At 62.9% G+C, this 22,658-nt stretch carries 14 protein-coding genes and 1 pseudogene; 9 read left to right on the top strand and 6 right to left on the bottom strand.

Annotation, left to right across the window (positions count from 1 at the left end):
• Nucleotides 1–154 precede the first annotated feature (154 nt).
• The 5 genes and pseudogenes from AC3A5O_RS18660 to AC3A5O_RS18640 all read left to right on the top strand — a co-directional run bounded on the left by AC3A5O_RS18660 (nucleotide 155) and on the right by AC3A5O_RS18640 (nucleotide 6,141).
• Nucleotides 155–2,368, top strand: coding sequence for a DUF1631 domain-containing protein (locus AC3A5O_RS18660; protein ID WP_122569147.1), 2,214 nt, complete (start codon nucleotides 155–157; stop codon nucleotides 2,366–2,368).
• Nucleotides 2,369–2,432: 64 nt separating this feature from the next.
• Nucleotides 2,433–2,993, top strand: coding sequence for a 1,6-anhydro-N-acetylmuramyl-L-alanine amidase AmpD (gene ampD, locus AC3A5O_RS18655; RefSeq protein WP_122569148.1), 561 nt, complete (start codon nucleotides 2,433–2,435; stop codon nucleotides 2,991–2,993).
• Nucleotides 2,990–3,826 carry a regulatory signaling modulator protein AmpE gene (gene ampE / locus AC3A5O_RS18650; protein WP_122569149.1) on the top strand — a complete coding sequence of 279 codons (837 nt, stop codon included), beginning with the start codon at nucleotides 2,990–2,992 and terminating at the stop codon, nucleotides 3,824–3,826. The genes ampD and ampE overlap by 4 nt, the downstream gene beginning before the upstream one ends.
• 317 nt (nucleotides 3,827–4,143) lie before the next feature.
• Nucleotides 4,144–5,235: pseudogene (locus AC3A5O_RS18645) on the top strand (methyl-accepting chemotaxis protein); the annotation flags it as partial.
• Nucleotides 5,212–6,141, top strand: a complete 930-nt coding sequence (locus AC3A5O_RS18640) for a methyl-accepting chemotaxis protein (RefSeq protein ID WP_431496248.1) — start codon at nucleotides 5,212–5,214, stop codon at nucleotides 6,139–6,141. The pseudogene AC3A5O_RS18645 and the gene AC3A5O_RS18640, both read left to right, overlap by 24 nt.
• Before the next feature lie 123 nt (nucleotides 6,142–6,264).
• Here the strand turns inward: AC3A5O_RS18640 and AC3A5O_RS18635 are convergent, their stop codons facing one another.
• Together AC3A5O_RS18635 and cra are read right to left on the bottom strand one after the other, a co-directional pair.
• Nucleotides 6,265–7,041, bottom strand: a complete 777-nt coding sequence (locus AC3A5O_RS18635; RefSeq protein WP_305469696.1) for a TatD family hydrolase — start codon at nucleotides 7,039–7,041, stop codon at nucleotides 6,265–6,267.
• Nucleotides 7,042–7,061: 20 nt separating this feature from the next.
• The gene (cra, locus tag AC3A5O_RS18630; RefSeq protein ID WP_122569152.1) at nucleotides 7,062–8,057 is read right to left on the bottom strand and encodes a catabolite repressor/activator; all 996 of its coding nucleotides are present in this window, start codon (nucleotides 8,055–8,057) and stop codon (nucleotides 7,062–7,064) included.
• 289 nt (nucleotides 8,058–8,346) lie between these two features.
• On the opposite strand from cra, the gene ptsP reads away from it, so the two are divergent.
• The 4 genes from ptsP (at nucleotide 8,347) to AC3A5O_RS18610 (ending at nucleotide 15,646) form a co-directional block, all read left to right on the top strand.
• Nucleotides 8,347–11,211: a phosphoenolpyruvate--protein phosphotransferase gene (ptsP, locus tag AC3A5O_RS18625; protein WP_305491687.1), complete on the top strand. Its 2,865-nt coding sequence runs from the start codon at nucleotides 8,347–8,349 to the stop codon at nucleotides 11,209–11,211.
• On the top strand, nucleotides 11,211–12,152 hold the full coding sequence (gene pfkB / locus AC3A5O_RS18620) for a 1-phosphofructokinase (RefSeq protein ID WP_122569154.1): 942 nt from the start codon (nucleotides 11,211–11,213) through the stop codon (nucleotides 12,150–12,152). Before ptsP ends, pfkB begins: the two co-directional genes overlap by 1 nt.
• A gap of 14 nt (nucleotides 12,153–12,166) precedes the next feature.
• The gene (locus tag AC3A5O_RS18615) at nucleotides 12,167–13,912 is read left to right on the top strand and encodes a PTS fructose-like transporter subunit IIB (protein WP_487753535.1); all 1,746 of its coding nucleotides are present in this window, start codon (nucleotides 12,167–12,169) and stop codon (nucleotides 13,910–13,912) included.
• Nucleotides 13,913–14,104: 192 nt separating this feature from the next.
• Nucleotides 14,105–15,646 carry an alkaline phosphatase D family protein gene (locus AC3A5O_RS18610; RefSeq protein WP_305469703.1) on the top strand — a complete coding sequence of 514 codons (1,542 nt, stop codon included), beginning with the start codon at nucleotides 14,105–14,107 and terminating at the stop codon, nucleotides 15,644–15,646.
• A 153-nt stretch (nucleotides 15,647–15,799) separates the two neighbouring features.
• Here the strand turns inward: AC3A5O_RS18610 and AC3A5O_RS18605 are convergent, their stop codons facing one another.
• The 4 genes from AC3A5O_RS18605 to AC3A5O_RS18590 all read right to left on the bottom strand — a co-directional run bounded on the left by AC3A5O_RS18605 (nucleotide 15,800) and on the right by AC3A5O_RS18590 (nucleotide 22,649).
• The gene (locus AC3A5O_RS18605; RefSeq protein WP_487753565.1) at nucleotides 15,800–18,325 is read right to left on the bottom strand and encodes a PepSY domain-containing protein; all 2,526 of its coding nucleotides are present in this window, start codon (nucleotides 18,323–18,325) and stop codon (nucleotides 15,800–15,802) included.
• An 874-nt stretch (nucleotides 18,326–19,199) separates the two neighbouring features.
• Nucleotides 19,200–20,363 carry a type III PLP-dependent enzyme gene (locus tag AC3A5O_RS18600; RefSeq protein ID WP_122569159.1) on the bottom strand — a complete coding sequence of 388 codons (1,164 nt, stop codon included), beginning with the start codon at nucleotides 20,361–20,363 and terminating at the stop codon, nucleotides 19,200–19,202.
• A gap of 478 nt (nucleotides 20,364–20,841) precedes the next feature.
• A complete protein-coding gene (locus tag AC3A5O_RS18595; protein ID WP_122569160.1) occupies nucleotides 20,842–21,999 on the bottom strand; it encodes an osmoprotectant ABC transporter ATP-binding protein OsmV in 1,158 nt (385 codons plus the stop codon).
• On the bottom strand, nucleotides 21,996–22,649 hold the full coding sequence (locus tag AC3A5O_RS18590) for an ABC transporter permease (RefSeq protein WP_305469705.1): 654 nt from the start codon (nucleotides 22,647–22,649) through the stop codon (nucleotides 21,996–21,998). The genes AC3A5O_RS18595 and AC3A5O_RS18590 overlap by 4 nt, the downstream gene beginning before the upstream one ends.
• Nucleotides 22,650–22,658: the final 9 nt, after the last annotated feature.

Genomic DNA, 22,658 nt, shown 5'->3' with positions numbered 1-22,658 from the left:
CATTTCCTCATTTTCCCGGTCACTTATTGCGCCGTATTTCGAGCTCGATCACAGAGTCTGCTGGTACGACAGGGTTGTTTTACCCGATAATCCGCCTTTCGATTGACGTCATGACTTTGACGTTGCGAACCGAAAACCGTTTCAGGAGGCCAGGATGCACAACGACGGGAATGTAGTGCCTTTGCACAAGGTGCCTACCGATCAGGCGAGTCGCTCGCCGCTCGCCCGCCTGCCTGTGATTCTGCTTCAGGTTCGCGACAAGGCCGCCCAACAGTTGCGCCTGGGTTTGCAGGGGCTGTTTGATAACGCCGACGACACCTTGTTTGAAATGGCCGACCGGGCGCGCGACGACGTCGAGCAGAACCTGTATTTCGAGGCCATGCGAGACCTGCGTCTGAAGCGTAAAAGTATCGAACGGGAGTTCATCGAGCAGTTTTTCGAGACCTTTGTCAGCCTGGCCCAGTACGACCTGACCCACGCCAGCTTGGCGCCCACCCTGGCGCCGGACGGCCAAACCCAGCGCTCTCACGATGAGCTGGAGCGTCATCTGGCGGTCGAGGCCATGGTCACTCGGGTGCTCAGGCGCGATGGCGTGGCGCTCGAGCAACTGACGGCCCGGCTCGGTGTGCTGCTGGACCGACCGCTGGCCAACCAGCACAACCCCCTGAGCCCGGCACTGCTGTGCGAGAAGTTCCTGCAGGCCGGGCGCAATCTGGGGGTGGGCATCAAGGTCAAGCTGATCCTGCTCAAGCTCTTCGAGCGTTATGTGCTCAGCGAGTGCGACCAACTCTATACCGAGGCCAACCAATTGCTGGCCGCCACGGGGGTCTTGCCGGAGCTCAAGGTGACGCCGGCGCGCCGGGTATCGGATCGTCCCCAGGATAATCCCAGGCCCAACGCCGAGATCGCTGCCAAGCCCAGCGATGCCGAGGTCGACGACAGCGTGCAGGAAGTGTTCGCCGCCCTGCAGAAACTCTTGATGCACGTGCGTGGCAGCGTGGCGCCGACCCTGGAAGCCAGCGTGCCACCCCAGCCGATTTCTACCCGTGACCTGCTGCGGCTGCTCTCGCATTTGCAGCAGTACGTGCCAGCGCCTGCCGTGCAGGACGAGTTCGACTTGCGTAGTCAGCTTGAACAATTGTTGACCCGGGTCAGCGTCAGGAGCGGCAAGTCCCGGGTGGTTGAAGGCGCCGATGAAGACGTGATCAACCTGATCTCGATGATGTTCGAGTTCATCCTCGATGATCATAACCTCCCAGACTCTTTCAAGGCCCTGATCGGCCGCCTGCAGATCCCGATGCTCAAGGTCGCGGTGCAGGACAAGAGCTTCTTCAGCCGCGGCAATCATCCGGCCCGGCGGCTGCTGAACGAAATCGCCGCCGCCGCCATGGGCTGGGGCGATTGCGACGATCATCAGCGCGACAGCCTGTACCTGCGCATCGAACAAGTCGTGCAGCGCTTGCTGAATGATTTCGTCGATGACCCGGCGATTTTCTCCGAGCTGCTGGCCGATTTCCTGGCCTTCACCAGTGATGAGCGGCGCCGCAGTGAGTTGCTTGAACAGCGTATCCGCGACGCCGAGGAGGGGCGGGCCAAGGCTGAGCTGGCGCGTCATCGGGTCGAAGGGGCGTTGAACCAGGTGATGCTGGGCAAAGTCTTGCCGCAAGCCGTGGTGGAGTTCGTGCAGCAGGCCTGGAGCCAGGTGCTGTTGCTGACCTGTTTCAAGCACGGTAAGTATTCCGCCGAGTGGCAGGCCGACGTCCTGACCCTGGAGCAATTGATCTGGAGCGTCCAGCCTCACGACGAGCCAGACGCTGGCCTGCGTTTACTGGCGATGGTGCCGGAGCTGCTCAAGGCCTTGCGTGAAGGCCTGAGTCGTTCGGCGTTCGACCCATTCGCCACCAGCGAGTTTTTCAGTGAGCTGGAAGTCCTGCATGTGCAGGCCCTCGAACGCACGGGCCAGGCAACGGAACAGGCCCAGTCGTTCGATTCGCCGGCGATGGTCGAGGTGTTGGAAAGAATCGTCCTGCGCCCCTCGCAAAAAACGGCGGGAGAGAGCGTGGCGGTGCATTTGCCGGCGGATGATGTCGGCCTGCTGCAGGTCGACCAGTTGCACCTGGGGAGTTGGGTCGAGTTCCAGGAGGACGATGACAATACCCTGCGTTGCAAGCTGGCGGCGATCATCGAGGCCACCGGCAAATACGTCTTCGTCAATCGCACCGGCCTCAAGGTGCTGGAGCACAGCCGCACCAGCCTGGCCCTGGAGTTTCGCCGGGGCGCGGCGCGACTGTTGGACGACACCCTGTTGTTCGACCGGGCGCTGGAGTCGGTGCTGGGCAATCTGCGCCAGCTCAATCGCGGCAAGTGATCGCGCAGCCCGGTCCGATCACGGCATACTGGCGGCATTCACCGTCGTCATCGAAGGAACCTCTATGCAGTTGGACTCCGCGAGCGGTTGGTGCGAAGGGGTGCGTCATTGCCCATCGCCCAACTTCAATGCGCGCCCGGAAGGCGAAATCTCCCTGCTGGTGATCCACAACATCAGTCTGCCACCGGCACAATTCGCCACGGGCAAGGTGCAGGAATTCTTCCAGAATCGACTGGATGTCACGGAACATCCCTACTTTGTCGGTATCGCCGATCTGCGGGTTTCTGCGCATTTTCTGATCGAACGTGACGGCGCCGTGACCCAGTTTGTCTCTTGTCTGGACCGCGCGTGGCATGCGGGCGTCTCGTGCTTCGAGGGGCGTGAGACCTGTAACGATTTTTCCCTGGGCATCGAGCTTGAGGGCACGGATGATCTGCCGTTCACCGACGCGCAATATGTGGCATTGGTGGACCTGACCCGGCAGTTGCAAGCGGCGTTCAGGGCGATCACTGTGCAGCGTATCTGCGGGCACAGCGATATCGCGCCGGGGCGCAAGACCGATCCGGGACCGGCATTCGACTGGGTGCGCTACCGCGCAGCCCTGACAGAAGGGGAAGGACAATGAGTTTTCTGGTGTTGCTGCTGGCCGTCTGGATCGAGAAGTTCTCGGCCTTGCGCCAGCGGGTTCAGCGCGACGGCGGTTGGCTGCGCGAGCTGAACAAGCTCGAGGCGAGCCCACGGTGGGTCAACCGACCTTGGCTGGTGCTGACGGTGATGGTCCTGCTGCCCGTGGCACTGCTGGCATTGCTTTTGTGGGTGCTGGAGCCGGTGGCCTATGGTCTGCTGGCGCTGCCGGTGCACTTGCTGGTGGTGATTTACAGCCTGGGGCGCGGTGATCTGCTGGCCGCCCTTGGACCGTTTCGCGATGCGTGGCGTCGGGAGGACCTGCAAGCGGCGGCCCATGTGGCCAAGCGCGACCTGGACATTGAGGCCGATGACGGTGAGCAGTTGCTGGAGCGGGTCCAGGGGCATTTGTTGTGGCAGGCCTACCAGAGCTTTTTCGCGGTGATTTTCTGGTACTTCGTGTTGGGCCCGGTCGCGGCCTTGAGCTATCGACTGCTGGCGCTGGCCGCCGAGCACAGCCAGAACCCCGACGTGGCCGAGCGGGCCGCGCAAATGCGTCATGCCTTCGACTGGGTGCCGGTGCGGTTGCTGGCGGCGAGCTTCGCCCTGGTGGGCAATTTCGTCGCGGTCAGCCGGGTCATGTTGCATGAGTTGTTGAACTGGAACATCAGCGCCGCCGACCTCATCGACAAGGTCGGCCTGGTGGCTGGCGAAATCCCCAGGCCTGTCGCCGGGCCGGATGGCATCAATAGCTTGGACCGCCTCTGGGAGTTGCTGCTGCGTGCGGCGGTGCTCTGGTATGCCGGGTTTGCGTTGTGGACGGTGTTGGCCTGAGAACACCAACACATTTCCTTGTGGCGAGGGGATTCTGTGGGAGCAAGGCTTGCCCGCGATAAGCGATGCGGTCTTTCAGAAATCGCGGCGTCTGCATCGCGGGCAAGCCTTGCTCCCACAGATAAATCCCCTCGCCACAGGGAACGGGCGATGTACCTCGTTAACCTTAAGTTACAAATCTCCCCGCCGATTTAGGCTATACAGGGACAGCGCCCGAATAGTGGCTTTCTGCTGTCTCCGTGCGCGAGCTCATAACAATAAGAACACTACCGGGAGACTTCCTTGTGAAGAGTTTGCTCTGGCCCGCCGTCGCGCTGATGAACCGCCTGAGCTTCGGCATGAAGTTCAGCCTGATCAGCGTGCTGTTCCTGCTGCCCATGCTGGTGACCAATTTCTTTCTGGTGCGTGATTCCTATCGGGAATTCCAGGGCACCCAAGTGGAGCTGCAAAGCCTCGACTTGTTGGGCAGCAGCCTGACCCTGCGCCGAGACCTGGAAACCCTCAACAACCTGGTGCAGATCAACGCCAGCCTGGGCCAGTCCGGTAAGGCCGGTGATGTGGAAGCGAAGATCGGCAGCCTGGAGCAACAGGTCCTCACGCGCCTGCAAGGCATGACCGCCATGGCCATCGAGCCTGAGCAGGTCAGTGCCTTCGAGGCCAAGCGCGACGAGATGATCGGCGCGTTCAAGGCCCAGCAGGCCGAAAGTTCCTTGCAGAGCAAAAGTGCGCTGATCGGCAAGTTGCTCAACAGCGCCCAGATGTTCAGCCAGATCATCGCCAGCCAGGCGGGACTGAGCCGCGACAACCAGAGCGACATCCGTCAACTCAGCGAATTGATCATCGGCACCACCCCCAAGGTCACCCAGATCCTCGGCGAAGGCCGGGCATTGGGCGCCTCTTCATTGGGGCTGGGCTTTCTCAATTCGGCCTCGAGCACCCGTTTCGACGAGTTGCTGGCGCAGATCGAAAAGCTCCAGGGCGAGTACGACTTGAAACTGCAGGACGCCCTCGGCTCCAGCAAGGCGGCCGGACAAGCCCTTGGCACCCAGGCCGATAGCAGCAAGAGCACCCTCAAGAACGCTTCGGAACTGATCGAGGAACAGGTGGTGATGGCCGACACCCTCGATGCGCCCTGGTCGGCATTCTTTGACCAGGTCAGCGGCCTGATGGAGCAGACTTATCGGTTGAACGAAGCGACCCAGGGTTTTCTCGGTGTGCAGTTGCAACAACGTCTGGAGCAAAATCGCAGCCATATGGTGCTGCAAGCCGTGGCGCTGGTGGCGGTGTTCCTGTTGATTTTTTACCTGTATGCCGGCTTCTACGCGTCGACCCGCACCACCCTCCAGCACCTCGGCCAGATGATGGACAAAGTGGCGGCGGGGGACATGACGGTCAATTTTGTAGCGCGCAGCAAGGACGAACTGGGCGAATTGGGTGAAGTGTTCAACGGTACGGTGGCGAAGATCCATGACCTGATCGAACAGGTCGGCCGCACCGTCGCGGAAGTCGAACGCCAGGCCGGGCAGGTGGAAACGGTATCGGCCCAGAGCAACCAGGCGGTCGCCGGCCAGCGCAGCCAGATCGAACTGGTGGCCACGGCGATGAACCAGATGTCGGCCACGGCCCAGGAAGTGGCCCGCAGTGCCGCCGCTGCCGTGAGCAGTGCCCACAGCGTGAACGACGAGACCCTCAGCGGGCGCGGGCTGGTGGAGTCCCAGCAGGGCAGCATCGCCCGCTTGGCCAGCGAGATCGATCAGTCGGTGCAGGTGATCAATCAACTGGCGACCGACAGCCAGGCCATCAGCCGCGTGCTGGATGTGATCAAGAGCATCGCCGAGCAGACCAACCTGTTGGCCCTCAATGCCGCCATCGAAGCCGCCCGGGCCGGTGAGCAGGGTCGGGGTTTTGCGGTGGTGGCCGATGAAGTGCGGACCCTGGCCAAGCGGACTCAGCAATCGACCGAAGAAATCGAAGCGATGATCACCCGCCTGCACGGCGGAGTCGGCGCCGCCGTCAAGGCGATGGGCACCAGCCATGAGATGGCCAGTGGCACGGTCGGCCAATCGGAAAAAGTCCAACAGGCCTTGGAAAATATCCTCGGTGCGGTCGGCATGATCGTCGACCAGAACCAGCAGATCGCCGCCGCCGTGGAGCAACAGACGGCCGTGGCCCATGACATCGACCAGAACATCGTCGAGATCAACCGAGCTGGCGAACGTACGGCCGAAGGCGCGCACCAGACCGAAAACGCCAGCCGCGAACTGTCCGCCCAGGTGGTGCAGCTCAAGCAGTTGATCAATGCATTCAGGGTGTGATCGCCACTGATTCACCGCAGGTCCAGTGTGGGAGCGAGCTTGCTCGCGATAGCGGTGTATCGGTCAAAAACAGGTTGCCTGACACTCCGCTATCGCGAGCAAGCTCGCTCCCACAGGAGGCTGTCACCAATTGAACAGTTGGCGGGCGTTGGCCGTGCTGGCCTCGGCCAGACGCTCAGGCGTCACCGCCATGATCCCGGCCAGCGCCTCGCAAATCGCCGGCAAATGCGCCGGGCTGTTGCGTTGGCCGGGAAACATCGCCGGGGCCATGTCCGGTGAGTCGGTTTCCAGCACCACCGCCTCCAGCGGTAACTTCGCCAGCACCCGGTGCATGCGCAGGGCCTGGGGCCAGGTCGCGGCACCGCCGAGGCCGAGCTTGAAGCCGAGCTTGATGTATTCGCGGGCCTCTTCGAAACTGCCGGCGAAGGCGTGGATGATCCCCGCGCGCGCCGGGCGAATGCGCTTGAGTGTGGCGATCACGGCGGCATGGCTGCGGCGCACGTGGATCAGCGCTGGCAGTTCAAACTCCACGGCCAATTCCAGTTGCGCTTCGAACAGCGCTTGCTGGCGCTCGCGGTCGAGGGTCTCGATGTAGTAGTCCAGGCCGATTTCCCCCACCGCACATAATTGCCGATGCCCGGCCAGACGGCTCAGCCAGTCGCGCAGCAGCGCCACGTCGTCGGGTTGATGCTGGTCGAGGTGCACCGGGTGCAGGCCCAGGGCGGCATGCAGGTCCGGGTCGCTTTGCACCAGGTCCCAGACCCGCTGCCAATTGTCCCGATACACCCCCAGGACCACCATTTGCCGCACGCCCAAGGCGCGGCTTTCGGCCAGCAGCGCCGGGCGGTCCGCGTCAAAGTCCGGAAAGTCCAGGTGGGTGTGGGTGTCGATCAACTCCATGCATCAATCCTGAAGAAACGTCAGCCCTGGTGGATCCGCTGCTTGAACGTCCGCGCGATGGCCTGCACGCCAGGCTGGTAGTCATCGTTTTCGATGGCCGCCAGGGCCAGTTCCAGGGCCTTGGCGGCGATCAGCTGATGTTGTTGGGACATGGCATTGACCGGCAGCGGCAGGAAATCCAGCAATTGCGTGTCACCAAACGTGCCCAGGCGCAGCGGACGCGTCTTGAGCGGGAAATCGTGCAGGGCGTCGAACACCCCTTGCAGCAGCACGTAAGATGTCGTGATCAGCGCATCGGGCAGGTGCCCCAGGCGCGCGAGCATTTCATCCATCAACTGACGACCGCATTCACGGCTGAACGACTCGCCATGCTCGATCAACACCTGGCCCTCGAACCCAGCCAGGGCTTCGCGAAAACCGGCGGCCCGTTCCTGACTGATGCTCAATTCGGGACGGGCGCTGATCAAGGCGATTTGCCGCGGGTGGGTTTCCAGCAGGCTGCGCGTCAGGTGTAGGCTGGCCTGGCGGTCGTCGCTGATCACCGAGCAGAACCGCGCCGGTTCCATCACCCGGTCGATGGCGATGATCGGAATGCCCTTGGCCTGCAATTGCAGGTAGCTGTCGTCGCCGGCCGGCAGGCAACTGGCGACGATCAGCGCATCGCAGCGCCGGGCGCGGAACAATTGCAATAGCTGCCGCTCACTGTCGGGCGCATCATCGGAACTGGCGATCAGCAACTGATAGCCCCTGGCCCGTGCGCCTTGTTCCAGCAACTTGGCGATGCGGGCGTAACTGGGGTTTTCCAGGTCTGGCAGGATGAAGCCCAGGGTCCGCGTATGCCGGCTGCGCAGCCCGGCGGCCTGGGGGTTGGGCGTGAAGCCGTGCTCCTCGACCACCGCCCGCACCCGTTCGACGGTGGCGCTGCTGATGCGTTGCTGTTCGGCCTTGCCATTGATGACATAGCTGGCGGTGGTCACGGACACACCGGCCAGTTGGGCAATATCACTGAGTTTCAACCCGGTTTTCCTTGTTTTTTCGAGTTAGCCCCGACGATAAGGGCCATCCTACCCGATTCAAGCCGACGGTTACCGTCCAAGCGCTTACGACAAGTTGCACTTCAACGATGAGAGATTATCGAGTAACGTGCCAATCTTTCTAGATTAAACGTTTCAGCAAGCGTATTTTCAAGGCTAGCAGGATTTTTGGCCGTGCTGCCGCGATACCGCCAAAAGCCGTCCTGTAACGCTAAGCTGATTCATTCAAAACAATACCTGGCGCCAACCCGGTCGCCAAAAAGGAGAAAGCATGCTCGAGCTCACTCTAGAGCAGATATCCATGGCGCAGACGGCTGTGGATAAAGACGCTGCACTGCAACTGCTCGCCGACAAACTGGTGGCCGATGGCCTGGTGGCTGAGGGTTACCTCGCCGGCTTGCAGGCTCGCGAAGCCCAGGGTTCGACCTTTCTTGGCCAAGGTATTGCCATCCCCCACGGCACCCCGCAGACCCGCGACCTGGTCTATTCCACCGGCGTGCGCCTGCTGCAATTCCCCGAAGGCGTGGACTGGGGCGATGGTCAGATTGTCTACCTGGCCATCGGCATTGCTGCCAAGTCCGACGAACACCTGCGCCTGTTGCAACTGCTGACCCGCGCCCTCGGCGAGACGGACCTGGGCCAGGCCCTGCGCCGTGCCGGTTCCGCCGAAGCCTTGCTGAAGCTGCTGCAAGGCGCGCCGCAGGAACTGGCCCTGGATGCCCAGATGATCGGCCTCGGTGTGTCGGCTGACGATTTTGAAGAGCTGGTATGGCGCGGCGCCCGCCTGTTGCGCCAGGCCGATTGCGTGAGCAACGGCTTTGCCGGCGTGTTGCAGCAAGTCGATGCGCTGCCCCTGGGCGATGGCTTGTGGTGGCTGCACAGCGAGCAGACCGTCAAGCGCCCGGGCCTGGCGTTCGTCACCCCGGACAAACCCATCCGTTACCTGGGCCAACCCTTGAGCGGTCTGTTCTGCCTCGCCAGCCTTGGCGAGGCCCACCAGGCCTTGCTGGAACGGCTCTGCGCCTTGCTGATCGAAGGCCGTGGCCACGAACTGGGCCGCGCCACCAGCAGCCGCAAGGTGCTGGAAGTGCTCGGCGGCGAATTGCCCGCCGACTGGCCCAGCGCGCGCATCGGCCTGGCCAATGCCCATGGTCTGCATGCGCGTCCGGCGAAGATCCTCGCCCAGTTGGCGAAAAGTTTCGAAGGCGAAATCCGCGTACGTATCGTCGACGGCCAGGACAGCGCCGTGTCGGTCAAGAGCTTGAGCAAGCTGTTGAGCCTGGGCGCCCGTCGCGGCCAGGTCCTGGAATTCATCGCCGAGCCGAGCATTGCCGCCGATGCGTTGCCGGCACTGTTGGCGGCCATTGAAGAAGGCCTTGGCGAAGAAGTTGAACCACTGCCGCCACCGAGTGCGCCACGGGAAACCGTGATGGCGGAAGTTGCGACCGTCATGCTGGCGCCCGAATCCGGCAGCCTGATCCAGGCCGTCGCCGCCGCCCCGGGCATCGCCATCGGCCCGGCGCATATCCAGGTCTTGCAGGCCATTGACTATCCACTGCGCGGTGAGTCGGCAGCCATCGAGCGCGAGCGCCTGCAGAACGCCTTGAACCAGGTGCGCCAGGACATCCAAGGCCTGATCGAGCGCGCCAAGGCCAAGGCCATCCGCGAGATCTTCATCACCCATCAGGAAATGCTCGACGACCCGGAGCTGAGCGACGAAGTCGACACCCGCTTGAAGCTGGGCGAGAGTGCGCAGGCAGCGTGGATGGGCGTGATCGAAGCCGCCGCGAAAGAGCAGGAAGCCTTGCAGGATGCCTTGCTGGCCGAACGCGCCGCCGATCTGCGAGACGTCGGCCGTCGAGTGCTGGCGCAACTGTGTGGCGTCGAAACCCCGAACGAACCCGAGCAACCCTACATCCTGGTGATGGACGAAGTCGGCCCGTCCGACGTGGCTCGCCTGGACCCGGCCCGTGTGGCAGGGATTCTCACTGCCCGTGGCGGTGCCACCGCCCACAGCGCCATCGTCGCCCGCGCCCTGGGCATTCCGGCGCTGGTGGGCGCCGGTGCGGCGGTGTTGCTGCTGGCACCGGGCACCTCGTTGCTGCTGGACGGCCAGCGCGGCCGCCTGCACGTAGACCCTGACGCCACCACGTTGCAGCGCGCCAAGGAAGAGCGCGACACCCGCGAACAGCGCCTCAAGGTCGCCGCGCAGCAACGTCACGAACCGGCAGTGACCCGTGACGGGCATGCCGTGGAAGTGTTTGCCAACATTGGCGAAAGCGCCGGTGTCGCCAGTGCGGTGGAGCAGGGCGCCGAAGGCATTGGCCTGTTGCGCACCGAACTGATTTTCATGGCCCACAACCAAGCGCCGGACGAAGCGACCCAGGAAGCCGAATACCGCAAGGTGCTCGATGGCCTGGCCGGTCGGCCGCTGGTGGTGCGTACGCTGGATGTGGGCGGCGACAAGCCGTTACCGTACTGGCCGATTGCGAAAGAAGAAAACCCGTTCCTCGGCGTACGTGGCATCCGCCTGACCTTGCAACGTCCGCAGGTGATGGAAGCGCAACTGCGGGCCTTGTTGCGCTCGGCGGACAGCCGTCCGCTGCGGATCATGTTCCCGATGGTCGGCAGCGTCGATGAGTGGCGCCAGGCCCGGGCCATGACCGAGCGCCTGCGCCTGGAAATCCCGGTGGCGGACCTGCAACTGGGGATCATGATCGAAATCCCGTCCGCCGCGTTGCTGGCGCCGGTGCTGGCCAAGGAAGTCGACTTCTTCAGCGTCGGCACCAACGACCTGACGCAATACACCCTGGCCATCGACCGTGGTCACCCGACCCTCTCGGCCCAGGCCGATGGCTTGCATCCGGCCGTGCTGCAACTGATCGACATCACCGTGCGTGCCGCCCATGCTCATGGCAAGTGGGTCGGTGTGTGTGGCGAACTGGCGGCCGATCCGCTGGCGGTGCCGGTGCTGGTAGGCCTGGGCGTGGACGAACTGAGCGTTTCGGCCCGCAGCATTGCCGAGGTCAAGGCGCGGGTCCGCGAGTTGAGCCTGGCGCAAGTACAAACCCTGGCCCAAGCGGCCTTGGCCGTGGGCAGCGCCGATGACGTGCGCGCATTAGTGGAGGCGCTGTAATGGCGAAGATTCTTACCCTGACCCTCAACCCGGCGCTCGACCTCACGGTGGAGTTGGCGCGCCTGGAGCCGGGCCAGGTCAACCGCAGCGACGGCATGCACGCCCACGCCGCCGGCAAGGGCGTGAACGTGGCCCAGGTGTTGGCCGATCTCGGCCATACGCTGACGGTCAGTGGCTTTCTGGGCGAAGACAATGCCCAGGTGTTCGAGACGCTGTTCGCCCAGCGGGGTTTTGTCGACGCCTTTATCCGCGTCCCCGGCGAAACCCGCAGCAACATCAAGCTGGCCGAGCAGGACGGGCGCATCACTGACCTCAACGGGCCGGGCCCGGTGGTCGACGCCGCCGCACAGCAGGCCTTGTTGGCGCGACTGGAGCAAATCGCCCCCGGCCATGACGTGGTCGTGGTGGCGGGCAGCTTGCCCCGGGGCGTCAGCCCGCAGTGGTTGCAGGCATTGATCACCCGCTTGAAGACACTCGGCCTGAACGTGGCCCTCGACACCAGTGGCGAAGCCTTGCGCGTTGCCCTGGCGGCGGGGCCATGGCTGATCAAGCCGAACACCGAGGAACTGGCCGATGCGCTGGGTTGCGAGGTGGTGAGCGAAGTGGCCCAGGCACAAGCGGCTCAGCGCCTGCATGCCCAGGGTGTCGAGCATGTGGTGATTTCCCACGGTGCCGATGGCGTGAACTGGTTCAGTGTCGGTGCGGCGCTGCATGCCTCGCCGCCCAAGGTCAGCGTCGCCAGCACCGTGGGGGCCGGGGATTCGCTGCTGGCGGGCATGCTCCACGGCCTGCTCAGTGCCGACACCCCGGAACAGACGCTGCGCACCGCCACGGCCATCGCCGCCATGGCGGTCACGCAGATCGGTTTTGGCATCCACGACACCGCGTTGCTGGCGTCGCTTGAACAGGGCGTGCGCGTGCGCCCCCTGACAGAACAATAAGAGGGTTCGCAAGAATGAAACTAGCCATTGTGACGGCCTGCCCGAACGGCATGGTTACCAGTGTGTTGTGCGCCCGCCTGCTGGACGCCGCGGCGCAGCGCCAAGGTTGGAGCACCAGTGTCGAGGTCCATGACGCGGCCCATCCGGAACGCCAGTTGTCGGCCGCGACACTCGAAGCGGCCGAGTGGGTGTTGCTGGTCGCCAGCGGCCCGGTGGACGTGTCGCGGTTTGTTGGTAAGCGGGTGTTCCGCAGCACACCGGCCCTGGCTCTTCAGGACGTTGATGCGGTGCTGCGTCGCGGCGCCGAAGAGGCTGAGGTTCTGGGCGAGGCCGACGTATTCGCGCAAGAACCGGCGACTTCGACCGAGCGCGCTCCACGCCTGGTTGCGATCACGGCTTGTCCGACCGGCGTCGCCCACACTTTCATGGCTGCCGAAGCCTTGCAGCAGGCGGCGGCGCGCTTGGGTTACGACCTGAAGATCGAAACCCAAGGCTCGGTGGGCGCGCGTAATCCGTTGAGCCCCGAGGCAATCGCCGAGGCCGATGTGGTACTGCTGGCGACTGATATCGAAGTCGCCACCGAACGTTTTGCCGGCAAGAAAATTTATCGTTGTGGCACCGGCATTGCCTTGAAACAGGCCGAGGCCACGCTGAAAAAAGCCTTGGCCGAAGGGCGGCAGGAAAGCGCGGCGAGTGGTGCCGCCTCGGGGCCGGCGAAAGCGGAAAAAAGCGGTGCCTACAAGCACCTGCTGACGGGCGTGTCGTTCATGCTGCCGATGGTGGTGGCCGGTGGTTTGATGATCGCTTTGTCGTTTGTGTTCGGCATCGAGGCCTTCAAGGAGCCTGGAACCCTGGCGGCCGCGCTGATGCAGATTGGCGGCGAAACCGCGTTCAAATTGATGGTGCCGCTGCTGGCCGGCTACATCGCCTATTCCATCGCCGACCGGCCAGGCCTGGCGCCAGGCATGATCGGCGGGTTGCTGGCGAGCACTCTGGGTGCTGGCTTCATTGGCGGGATCATCGCCGGTTTTCTCGCCGGCTACGCGGCCAAGGCGATCAACCGCTACGCGCGTTTGCCCCAAAGCCTGGAAGCGCTCAAGCCGATCCTGATCATTCCGCTGCTGGCGAGCCTGTTCACCGGCCTAGTGATGATCTACATCGTCGGCAAACCGGTGGCGGGCATGCTCGACGCTCTGACCCACTTCCTCGACAGCATGGGCACCACCAATGCGATTCTGTTGGGTGTGTTGCTGGGGGCGATGATGTGCGTCGACCTCGGCGGACCGATCAACAAGGCTGCCTACGCGTTTTCGGTGGGGCTGCTGGCTTCCCAGAGTTATGCGCCGATGGCCGCGGCCATGGCCGCCGGCATGGTGCCGCCCATTGGCCTGGGCATCGCCACGTTCATCGCCCGACGCAAATTTGCCCAGACCGAGCGCGAGGCCGGTAAAGCGGCGCTGGTGCTGGGTCTGTGCTTCATTTCCGAAGGCGCGATCCCGTTCGCGGCCAAGGATCCGCTGCGGGTGATCCCGGCCAGCATCGCCGGCGGTGCGCTGACCGGTGCGCTGTCGATGTACTTCGGCTGCAAGCTCATGGCCCCCCACGGCGGCCTGTTCGTGATGCTGATCCCCAACGCCATCAACCATGCGTTGTTGTACCTGCTGGCGATCGTGGCGGGGAGCCTGCTGACGGGGGTGGCGTATGCGCTGCTCAAGCGGCCTGATGTGGTGGAGATGGCGTTGGAGCCGGCGAAGGCCTGATTTAAGTCACACCACCCTACCTGTGGGAGCGAGCTTGCTCGCGATAGCGGAGTGTCAGACCACATTTTTGTCGGCTGATACACCGCTTTCGCGAGCAAGCCCGCTCCCACAGTGGTTTTGGGGTGTCATAAAATTTCTGTCACAGCCACTTCACAGAGCCATGCTTAAGTTTCCCTATTTGGGGAGAACACCATGAGCGAATTCGACCTGGGCCGTCGTCGTGTGATGCAAGCCGTGGGGGCGGGGTTGTTGTTGCCGGGGCTGGCGCCGGCGGTGATCGCTTCGGTCAAGGATCGTCCGCTGCTCACCGACGGTGTGCAGTCCGGCGACTTGCAGGGCGACCGGGCGATGATCTGGAGCCGCAGCGACCGTCCGGCGCGGATGGTGGTGGAGTGGGACACCCGCAGCAAGTTCAGCAATCCGCGGCGTGTCGTTTCGCCCATGGCCGACGCCCGCAGTGATTTCACCGCCCGGGTCGAACTCACCGGGCTGCCCCGCGACCAGGCGATTTTCTACCGTGTGCATTTCGAAGACGCCCAGAGCGGCGTTGCCAGCGAACCCTGGCTCGGCCACCTGCGCAGCGTGCCGCAGTTCAAGCGCAACATCCGTTTCGTCTGGAGCGGCGACACCGTCGGCCAGGGCTTCGGGATCAACCCGGACATCGGCGGCATGCGCATCTACGAAGCCATGCGCCTGCGCCTGCCGGATTTCTTTATCCACAGCGGCGACACTATCTACGCCGACGGCCCGGTGCCGGCGCAAATCACCGCCGAGGGTGGGCGCATCTGGCGCAACCTCACCACCGACGCCAAGAGCAAGGTCGCCGAGACGCTGGATGAGTATCGCGGCAACTATCGCTACAACCTGATGGACGAAAACGTACGCCGTTTCAATGCCGAGGTGCCGCAGATCTGGCAGTGGGACGACCATGAGGTGGTCAACAACTGGTCGCCGGGCAAGCAACTGGACGAGCGTTACCAGACCAAGGATATCCACAGCCTGGTGGGGCGTGCGCGCCAGGCCTGGCTGGAATACGCGCCGATGCGCCGGCAGAAGGCCGACGGCGGTGGACGGATCTACCGCAAGCTCGGTTACGGGCCGCTGCTGGATGTGTTCGTACTGGACATGCGCAGTTACCGCGAAGCCAACGACGCCAACCTCGGCGTGGCCAAACCGTTCCTGGGGCGTGAGCAATTGAATTGGCTCAAGCGCGAATTGAAGCAATCCCGTGCCCAGTGGAAAGTCATTGCCGCCGACATGCCCATTGGCCTCGGTGTGCCGGATGGTGAGGTCAGCCCCGGCGTGCCGCGTTGGGAAGCGGTCGCCAACGGTGACCCGGGCGCGGCCCAGGGGCGTGAACTGGAGATCGCCGAACTGCTGGGTTACCTGCGCAAACATCAGGTGCGCAACTACGTCTGGCTCACCGCGGACGTGCACTATTGCGCCGCCCATCACTACCACCCCGAACAGGCCGCCTTCCAGGATTTCGAACCGTTCTGGGAGTTCGTCGCCGGGCCGTTGAACGCCGGCAGCTTCGGGCCCAATGCCCTGGACAAGACCTTCGGCCCGGAAGTGGTGTTCCAGAAAGCTCCTCCGGCCCAGAACACCTCGCCGTTCGCCGGGTATCAGTTTTTTGGCGAGGTGAACATCGATGGGCCGAGCGGGGAGATGAGTGTGGTGTTGCGGGACCTGGAAGGTGTGGCGGTGTTCGAGAAGAAGTTACAGCCGGTTTGACTGTCAGTCGCGCCAGGAGCCTCTGTGGGAAAAGCCTCTGTGGGAGCAAAGCTTGTTCGCGATAACGGTATATCTGTCAATAAATGGCTGACTGAAAGTCCGCTATCGCGAGCAAGCTTTGCTCCCACAAGGGGTACTTAAAATGGGTGTCTGTCAGTAGACATCCCGCCGATACCGCCCCTGCTCGATCAGTCGCTCCACTTCCTCGCGCCCCAGCACGTTGTTGAGCACGTGGTCCACCCCGGATGCCATGCCCTGCAGGCTGCCACAGACGTAGATCACCGCGCCGTCGGCCAGCCATTGCTTGAGCAGCGCGGCCGATTCCAGCAGGCGGTCCTGGACGTAGACTTTCTGCTTCTGATCCCGAGAGAAAGCCAGGTCCAGGCGTTCCAGGTCGCCGCAGGTCACCCATTCCTGCAGCTCATCGCGGCAGTGGAAGTCGTGTTCGCGGTTGCGTTCGCCAAACAGCAGCCAGTTGCGCTGCATACCCTCGGTGACGCGCGCCTTGAGCAGGCTGCGCAGGCCCGCCAGGCCGGTGCCATTGCCCAGCAGGATCATCGGCACGCCCTGGGGCGGCAGGTGGAAGCTGCTGTTGCGGCGCAGCCGCAGGCTGATGGCGCTGCCCAGCGGTGCGTGTTCGGTCAGCCAGCCGGAACCCACGCCCAGGCTGCCGTCGGCGTGACGTTCCTGGCGTACGATCAGCTCCAGCACGCCGTCGGCCGGGATCGAGGCGATGGAGTATTCGCGGATCGCCAGCGGTGCCAGCGCATCCACCAGTGCCTGGGCATGCAGGCCGACCAGATGGGCGCGGTTTTCCGGCAACTGGCGGGTCGCCAGGGCCTGGTCGAGGCTCTGGGGCAGGCCGTCGACTTGCACGCGCGCCTGGCCGGAGAGGCCGAGGCCATCGAGGAAATGTTCGATGATCCACAGGTCATTGCGCGGCAGGATTTCCACCAGGTCACCGGCCAGCCAACTGCTCGGCCCGGGGGCGCTGAGGCCGAGCAGGTACACGCCCGAGCCGCTGCTGTCGGGGTTGAGCAGGGTGCGTTGGCTCAGTGTCCAGTTTTCGAAACGGGGGGCCTGCCAGGTCTCTGCGGGCGCCTGGCCGGTCAGTTCGGCCAGTTGTTGTTGCCAGTGACGCAACGCGTAAGGATCGCCGCTGTCGACTTCCACCGGCGCGAACAGGGTCTTGCCGCCGTGTTCCGCCAGCCAGGCGTGCAGACGCCGGGCAAAGCCGCAGAAGTGCTCATATTGCCGGTCACCCAGGCCCAACACCGAATACTGCAAGCGCTCCAGGCTCAAGGCCTGGCCCAGCACCTTGCGTTCGAAGCCACGGGCACTGTCCGGCCCTTCGCCGTCGCCAAAGGTGCTGACGACAAACAGCGCGTGGGTGGCGTTGTTCAGGTCTTGCTCGCGAACACTGGCCAATGGCTGGACGTTCACGGGCAAGCCGGCGGCCTGGAGTTGGCCGGCGGTCTGCCAGGCCAGTCGCTCGGCGAAACCGCTTTGGCTGGCGAAGCCAATCAGCCAGGCCGGTGCATTGCCCGGGTTGGCGATGAGGGCCTGGCGGGCGTTTCTGACGTGGCGCTTCTTGCGGCGCCGGTCCAGGTACAGCAACCAGCCGGTGATGAAGAACAGCGGCATGGTCAGCGCGGCGACGGTCACCAGGATCCGCCCGACCAGGCCGAAGTAGCTGCCAATATGCAGGGCATAGACACTGGTCAGCAACTGCGCCTTGAGGCTCTTGTCGCTGTAGCGGCTGTGCCGACTGATGACGCCGGTGGCCGGGTCGAGAGTGAGCTGGTTCAGCGCCCGGTCGTGGGGTGCGTTGTTCAGCAGGTAGAACACAGTCGCCGGCTGCCCGGCCACGGGCGGCATGCGCACGTTATAGGCGGACAGGCCCGGGCCGGCGGCGCTGTAGATGCTGCTCCACATGGCCCGGTAATCGGCCACGGGCAGTGGGCCGCTCGGCGCCGGGCCGCGATTGCGCACCCGTTCCTCTTTCGGCGAATCGGAGAGCAGGCGGGTCACGCCTTTGTTGTACCACTCGTAGGACCAGGTCAGCCCGGTCAGTGCCGCCAGCAGATAAAACACCAGGCACCAGGTGCCCGCCACCGAGTGCAGGTCCCAATTGAAGCTGCGGCCTTTCTTCCGCCAGTCGAGGGTCAGCCACGCGCGCCAGCTTTTCCATTGGCGCGGCCAACGCAGGTACAGCCCGGACAGGCAGAAGAACACCAGGATCAACGTACAGGCCCCAGTGATTTGCCGGCCCACGTCATCCAGGGTCAGGACGCGGTGCAGCCTGAGCATCAGGGCAAAGAAGTCCTGGCCGGTCACCTCACCCATGAACTGTGCGGTATAGGGGTTGAAATAGCGCATGGCGCCACGTTTTTCCCCAGGAGGCGCCGCGAAAATCACCCGCGCGGCGTTGCCGCTGTCGGTCTCGACCCAGAGCATGGCGACGGTCTTGCCGGAAGCGGCTTCGATCTGCTCCACCAGCTCGGCGGGCGGCAAAACGCCGGCCGGTTGCTTCTCGACCGTCAGCACCTGCGGGTTCAAGGCCCGCAGAATTTCATCCTGAAACGACACCACCGCCCCGGTAACGCCCATCAACGCCAGGACCAGCCCGGCACTGATGCCGAAAAACCAGTGCAACTGGATCAGGGTTTTCTTCAACACGTCGCCCGCCTTGTTCATCTAATACTGTTCATCACGGTGCGCATTATGCCGTGTGTTATCGAGAAGCATTCATAAACACACCGAAAAGCCCCGATCATTTGCATGAACGGGCAGGCGACGAATCCTGTGGGAGCGAGCTTGCTCGCGAAGGCGTCATGTCAGTTACACGTCTATCAACTGACACTCCGCTATCGCGAGCAAGCTCGCTCCCACACTGGATCTTCAGCAGGCACTATATCCATGTGCACCCAGAGTCCCTTTGTGGGAGCGAGCTTGCTCGCGATGAGGCCGGCACATCCAACATCTTCATTGACTGAACCACCGCTATCGCGAGCAAGCTTTGCTCCCACAGATCCGATGGGTGTACGACCGGGAGAGCCAGATCGGCTGTCAGGCCGCCTCGCGAGCAAGCTTTGCTCCTACAGATCTGATGGGTGTACGACCGGGAGAGCCAGGTCGGCTATCAGGCCGCCTCGCGGTGGACGTTGATCTCGGGCGCCCCGTTAACCACGCTGGCCGAACGCAGGCATTGTGGAGTGGGCATCCCGGCATGGATGCCGGGATAGCCGCGCTGGGCCATGGATGGCCCTTCGCGGCGGGCCCACGGAGCAATGCCGGAGTGAGGGCACACCGAGCCTAGGCGAGGTGCCGAGTGGTGGGGCAGAAGCGCTTTGGTTACTTTCGCGTTTTTCGAAAGTGACCCGCCGTAAGGGCGGAACCATAAGCCGCCGTTACCGAAATAACGGATATACACACCAACCGCACGGCAAAATAACCCTCTCAAAAACCCCAAAAAAAACGGCGCTTTCCATTTCTGAAAAAAGCGCCGTTTTTATTACGCAACAGAACTACAAAGGTTCAAGCCCCAAGCGCATCACACGTAAAACGATTTCAGCGGCGGAAAGCCATTGAACTCCACCGCGCTATAGCTAGTGGTATAAGCCCCAGTCGACAACCAGTACAGCCGATCCCCAATAGCCAGGTTCAACGGCAACCCGTACTTGTAGTTCTCATACATGATGTCAGCGCTGTCGCAGGTCGGCCCGGCGATGACCACTTCTTCCATCTCACCTTTCTTCTCGGTCCAGATCGGAAACTTGATGGCTTCGTCCATGGTTTCGATCAGGCCGGAAAACTTGCCCACATCCGTGTACACCCAACGCTCGACAGCGGTACGGGACTTACGCGCCACCAACACCACTTCGCTGACCAGGATACCGGCGTTGGCGATCAACGAACGGCCCGGCTCCAGGATGATTTCCGGCAGGTCGTCACCGAAGTCTTCCTTGAGGAAACGGATGATTTCCTCGGCGTAGGTCTCCAGGCTGTTGGTGCGGGTGATGTAGTTGGCCGGGAAGCCACCGCCCATGTTGATCAACTGCAGAACGATGCCATCCTCTTCTTTCAGGCGTTCGAAGATCACCTTGACCTTGGCGATGGCGGCGTCCCAGACGCTGATGTCGCGCTGTTGCGAGCCGACGTGGAACGAAATGCCGTACGGCACCAGGCCCAGGTCGCGAGCCAGGATCAGCAGGTCCATGGCCATGTCGGTCTGGCAGCCGAACTTGCGCGACAACGGCCAGTCAGCGGTGGTCGAGCCTTCGGTGAGGATCCGCACATAGACTTTCGAGCCCGGCGCGGCCTTGGCGATGTTGCGCAGGTCGGCTTCGGAGTCGGTGGCATACAGGCGCACGCCCTTCTCGTAGAAGTAGCGGATGTCACGGGATTTCTTGATGGTGTTGCCGTAGCTGATCTGCTCCGGGCCCACGCCACGGCTCATGACCTTGTCCAGCTCATAGATCGAGGCGATGTCGAAGTTCGAGCCTTTTTCCTTGAGCAGGTCGATGATTTCCACCGCCGGGTTGGCCTTGACGGCGTAGTAGACCTTGGCGAATTCGAAACCGGCGCGCAGGTCGTCATAGGCCTGGGAGATCATCGCGGTGTCGATCACCACGAACGGGGTTTCCTGCTTGTCGGCGAACGCTTTCATTTTCTGGAAGGTTTCGCGCGCGAAATAATCTTCGACCTGGATCGACATACTTGGGACTCCTACTGGCAAACATCAGGATCAATGGGTGTGAAGGCTAGCAGCCTTCGTGAACGTCCTCCGTATCCCCACTTTGGTTCGCCTACTTCCCAAGGCATGTCGCCGAAAGCAAAAAGGCCATGGGATGCGTGATTCCCTTGGCCTTGCTGTCTCGTCGTCAGTACTTGAGCCGGATGGATCGTTTCCAGCATGGACGTTCGGCGCGAACTTTAGGGCGTGAGGGGCCTGAGATCAACTAAAAATGTCGCGTTTTTGCACACATCCGTCGTGCGGCCCGCGACAGCTCATGATGTAACCGACCTGCGTGACAGATTGATGTTCCCGTTGAAGTTGTTTTTGAGGTGTTTCAGGGGTATTTGTGCAGCCCCATTCGCGAGCAAGCCCGCTCCCACACTGGGCTGTGTTCAAGCACAAATTGCCGGTCGATGCAGATCTAATGTGGGAGCGGGCTTGCTCGCGAAGGCGTCAGTCAGGCCAACGCTGTCTCGGCCGGCGAGACAATGCTGGTCTTGCCCCCACGGGACTTACCGGAACTCAGGTACTCGGCAATCGACTCCTGGGTCACCTCACCGAGGAACACCCGTTCGGCATCCAGCACCGGCAGCCACGAACGGTTGAACTCGTACATGCGCGACAGCAGGATCCGCAGGTGTTCGTCGTAGGCGGCAGTGGCGTTGAATTCGCGCAGGTATTGGTCGCACGTGCCGGTCTGGCGATGCAGGTCGCGACGGCGTACATAGCCCAGGGCCTTGTTCTCGGCACAGGTGACCACCACGTAGCGCCGGTCATGCTCGTCCATCAACTCCAGCGCCTCACTCACCGGCGTTTCGGGGCTGACCGACGGGGCGTTGTCGGCGGCGTCTTCGGCCTTGACCAGCAACAGGCGCTTGAGCGTGCTGTCCTGGCCGACGAAGTTGCTGACGAACTCGTCGGCCGGATGCGCCAGCAACGTGTCCGGGTGATCGCACTGGACCAGCTTGCCGGCGCGGAAGATCGCGATCTTGTCCCCCAGCTTGATGGCCTCGTCGATGTCGTGGCTGACCATGATCACGGTCTTGTTCAGCGCCCGTTGCATCTCGAAGAACTCGTTCTGGATCATCTCGCGGTTGATCGGATCGACCGCGCCGAAAGGTTCGTCCATCAGCAACAGCGGCGCATCGGCCGCCAAGGCCCGGATCACGCCGATCCGCTGCTGCTGGCCGCCCGACAGTTCACGGGGGTAGCGATGCAGGTACTGCTTGGGTTCGAGCTTGATCATGCTCATCAATTCGCGGGCGCGGTCGTGGCATTTCTGCTTGTCCCAGCCGAGCAGGCGCGGGACGACGGTGATGTTTTCCTCGATGGTCATGTTCGGGAACAGGCCGATCTGCTGGATCACGTAGCCGATGTTACGGCGCAGGGTCACTTCGTCCAGGCCGGTGGTGTCTTCGCCGTTGATCAACACCTTGCCCGAGGTGGGTGGGATCAGCCGGTTGATCATCTTCAGCGTGGTGCTTTTGCCACAGCCCGACGGCCCGAGGAACACGCAGATCTCGCCTTCGTTGACGGTCAGGTTCACCGAGTCCACGGCCTTGACGTCTTTGCCGTTGCTCTTGAAGGTTTTGCTGAGGTTTTGAAGTTCGATCATTTGAGAAGTCCTTTAGGAGTCAGCGAGCGTTGCAGCCATTGCAGAAGCAGGTCGGCGAAGATGGCCAGGAGACTGACCAGCACGGCGCCGACGATCAGCATCGACATGTCGCTGCGGCTGATGGAAGCGAGGATGAGCACGCCCAGGCCACCGGCGCCGATGGTGGCGGCGATGGTCATGACGCCGATGTTCATGACCACGGCGGTGCGTACGCCGGCCAGGATCACCGGCACGGCGATGGGCAGTTCGACCATGCGCAGGCGCTGGACGAAGGTCATGCCGATGCCGCGGGCGGCTTCACGGATGCCCGGTTCTACGCCGGTCAGGGCCAGGTAGGTGTTACGCATGATCGGCAACAGCGAATAGAGAAACACTGCGGTGATCGCTGGCATTGGCCCCAGGCCCTGGCCGAACTTGGAATAGAACGGCAGCAGCAGGCCGAACAGGGCAATCGACGGAATTGTCAGCAGCACCGTGGCGCTGGCCTGCAAGGGGCCGGCGAGCGCCGGGAAGCGGGTCATGAAAATGCCCAGCGGCACACCGACGATAATCGCCAGGGTCACGGCGATGCCCACCAGGGTGATGTGCTGCCAGGTCAGGTGCAGCACCAGCGGCCAGTCCAGATGGGAAAAGGCGTCAAGAAAATCCATGGCTTTTCC

Source organism: Pseudomonas sp. Soil_N_39 (assembly GCF_057655955.1).
Note: the sequence above shows the minus strand (reverse complement) of the source record. Positions and strands in the feature narration are given on the sequence as shown.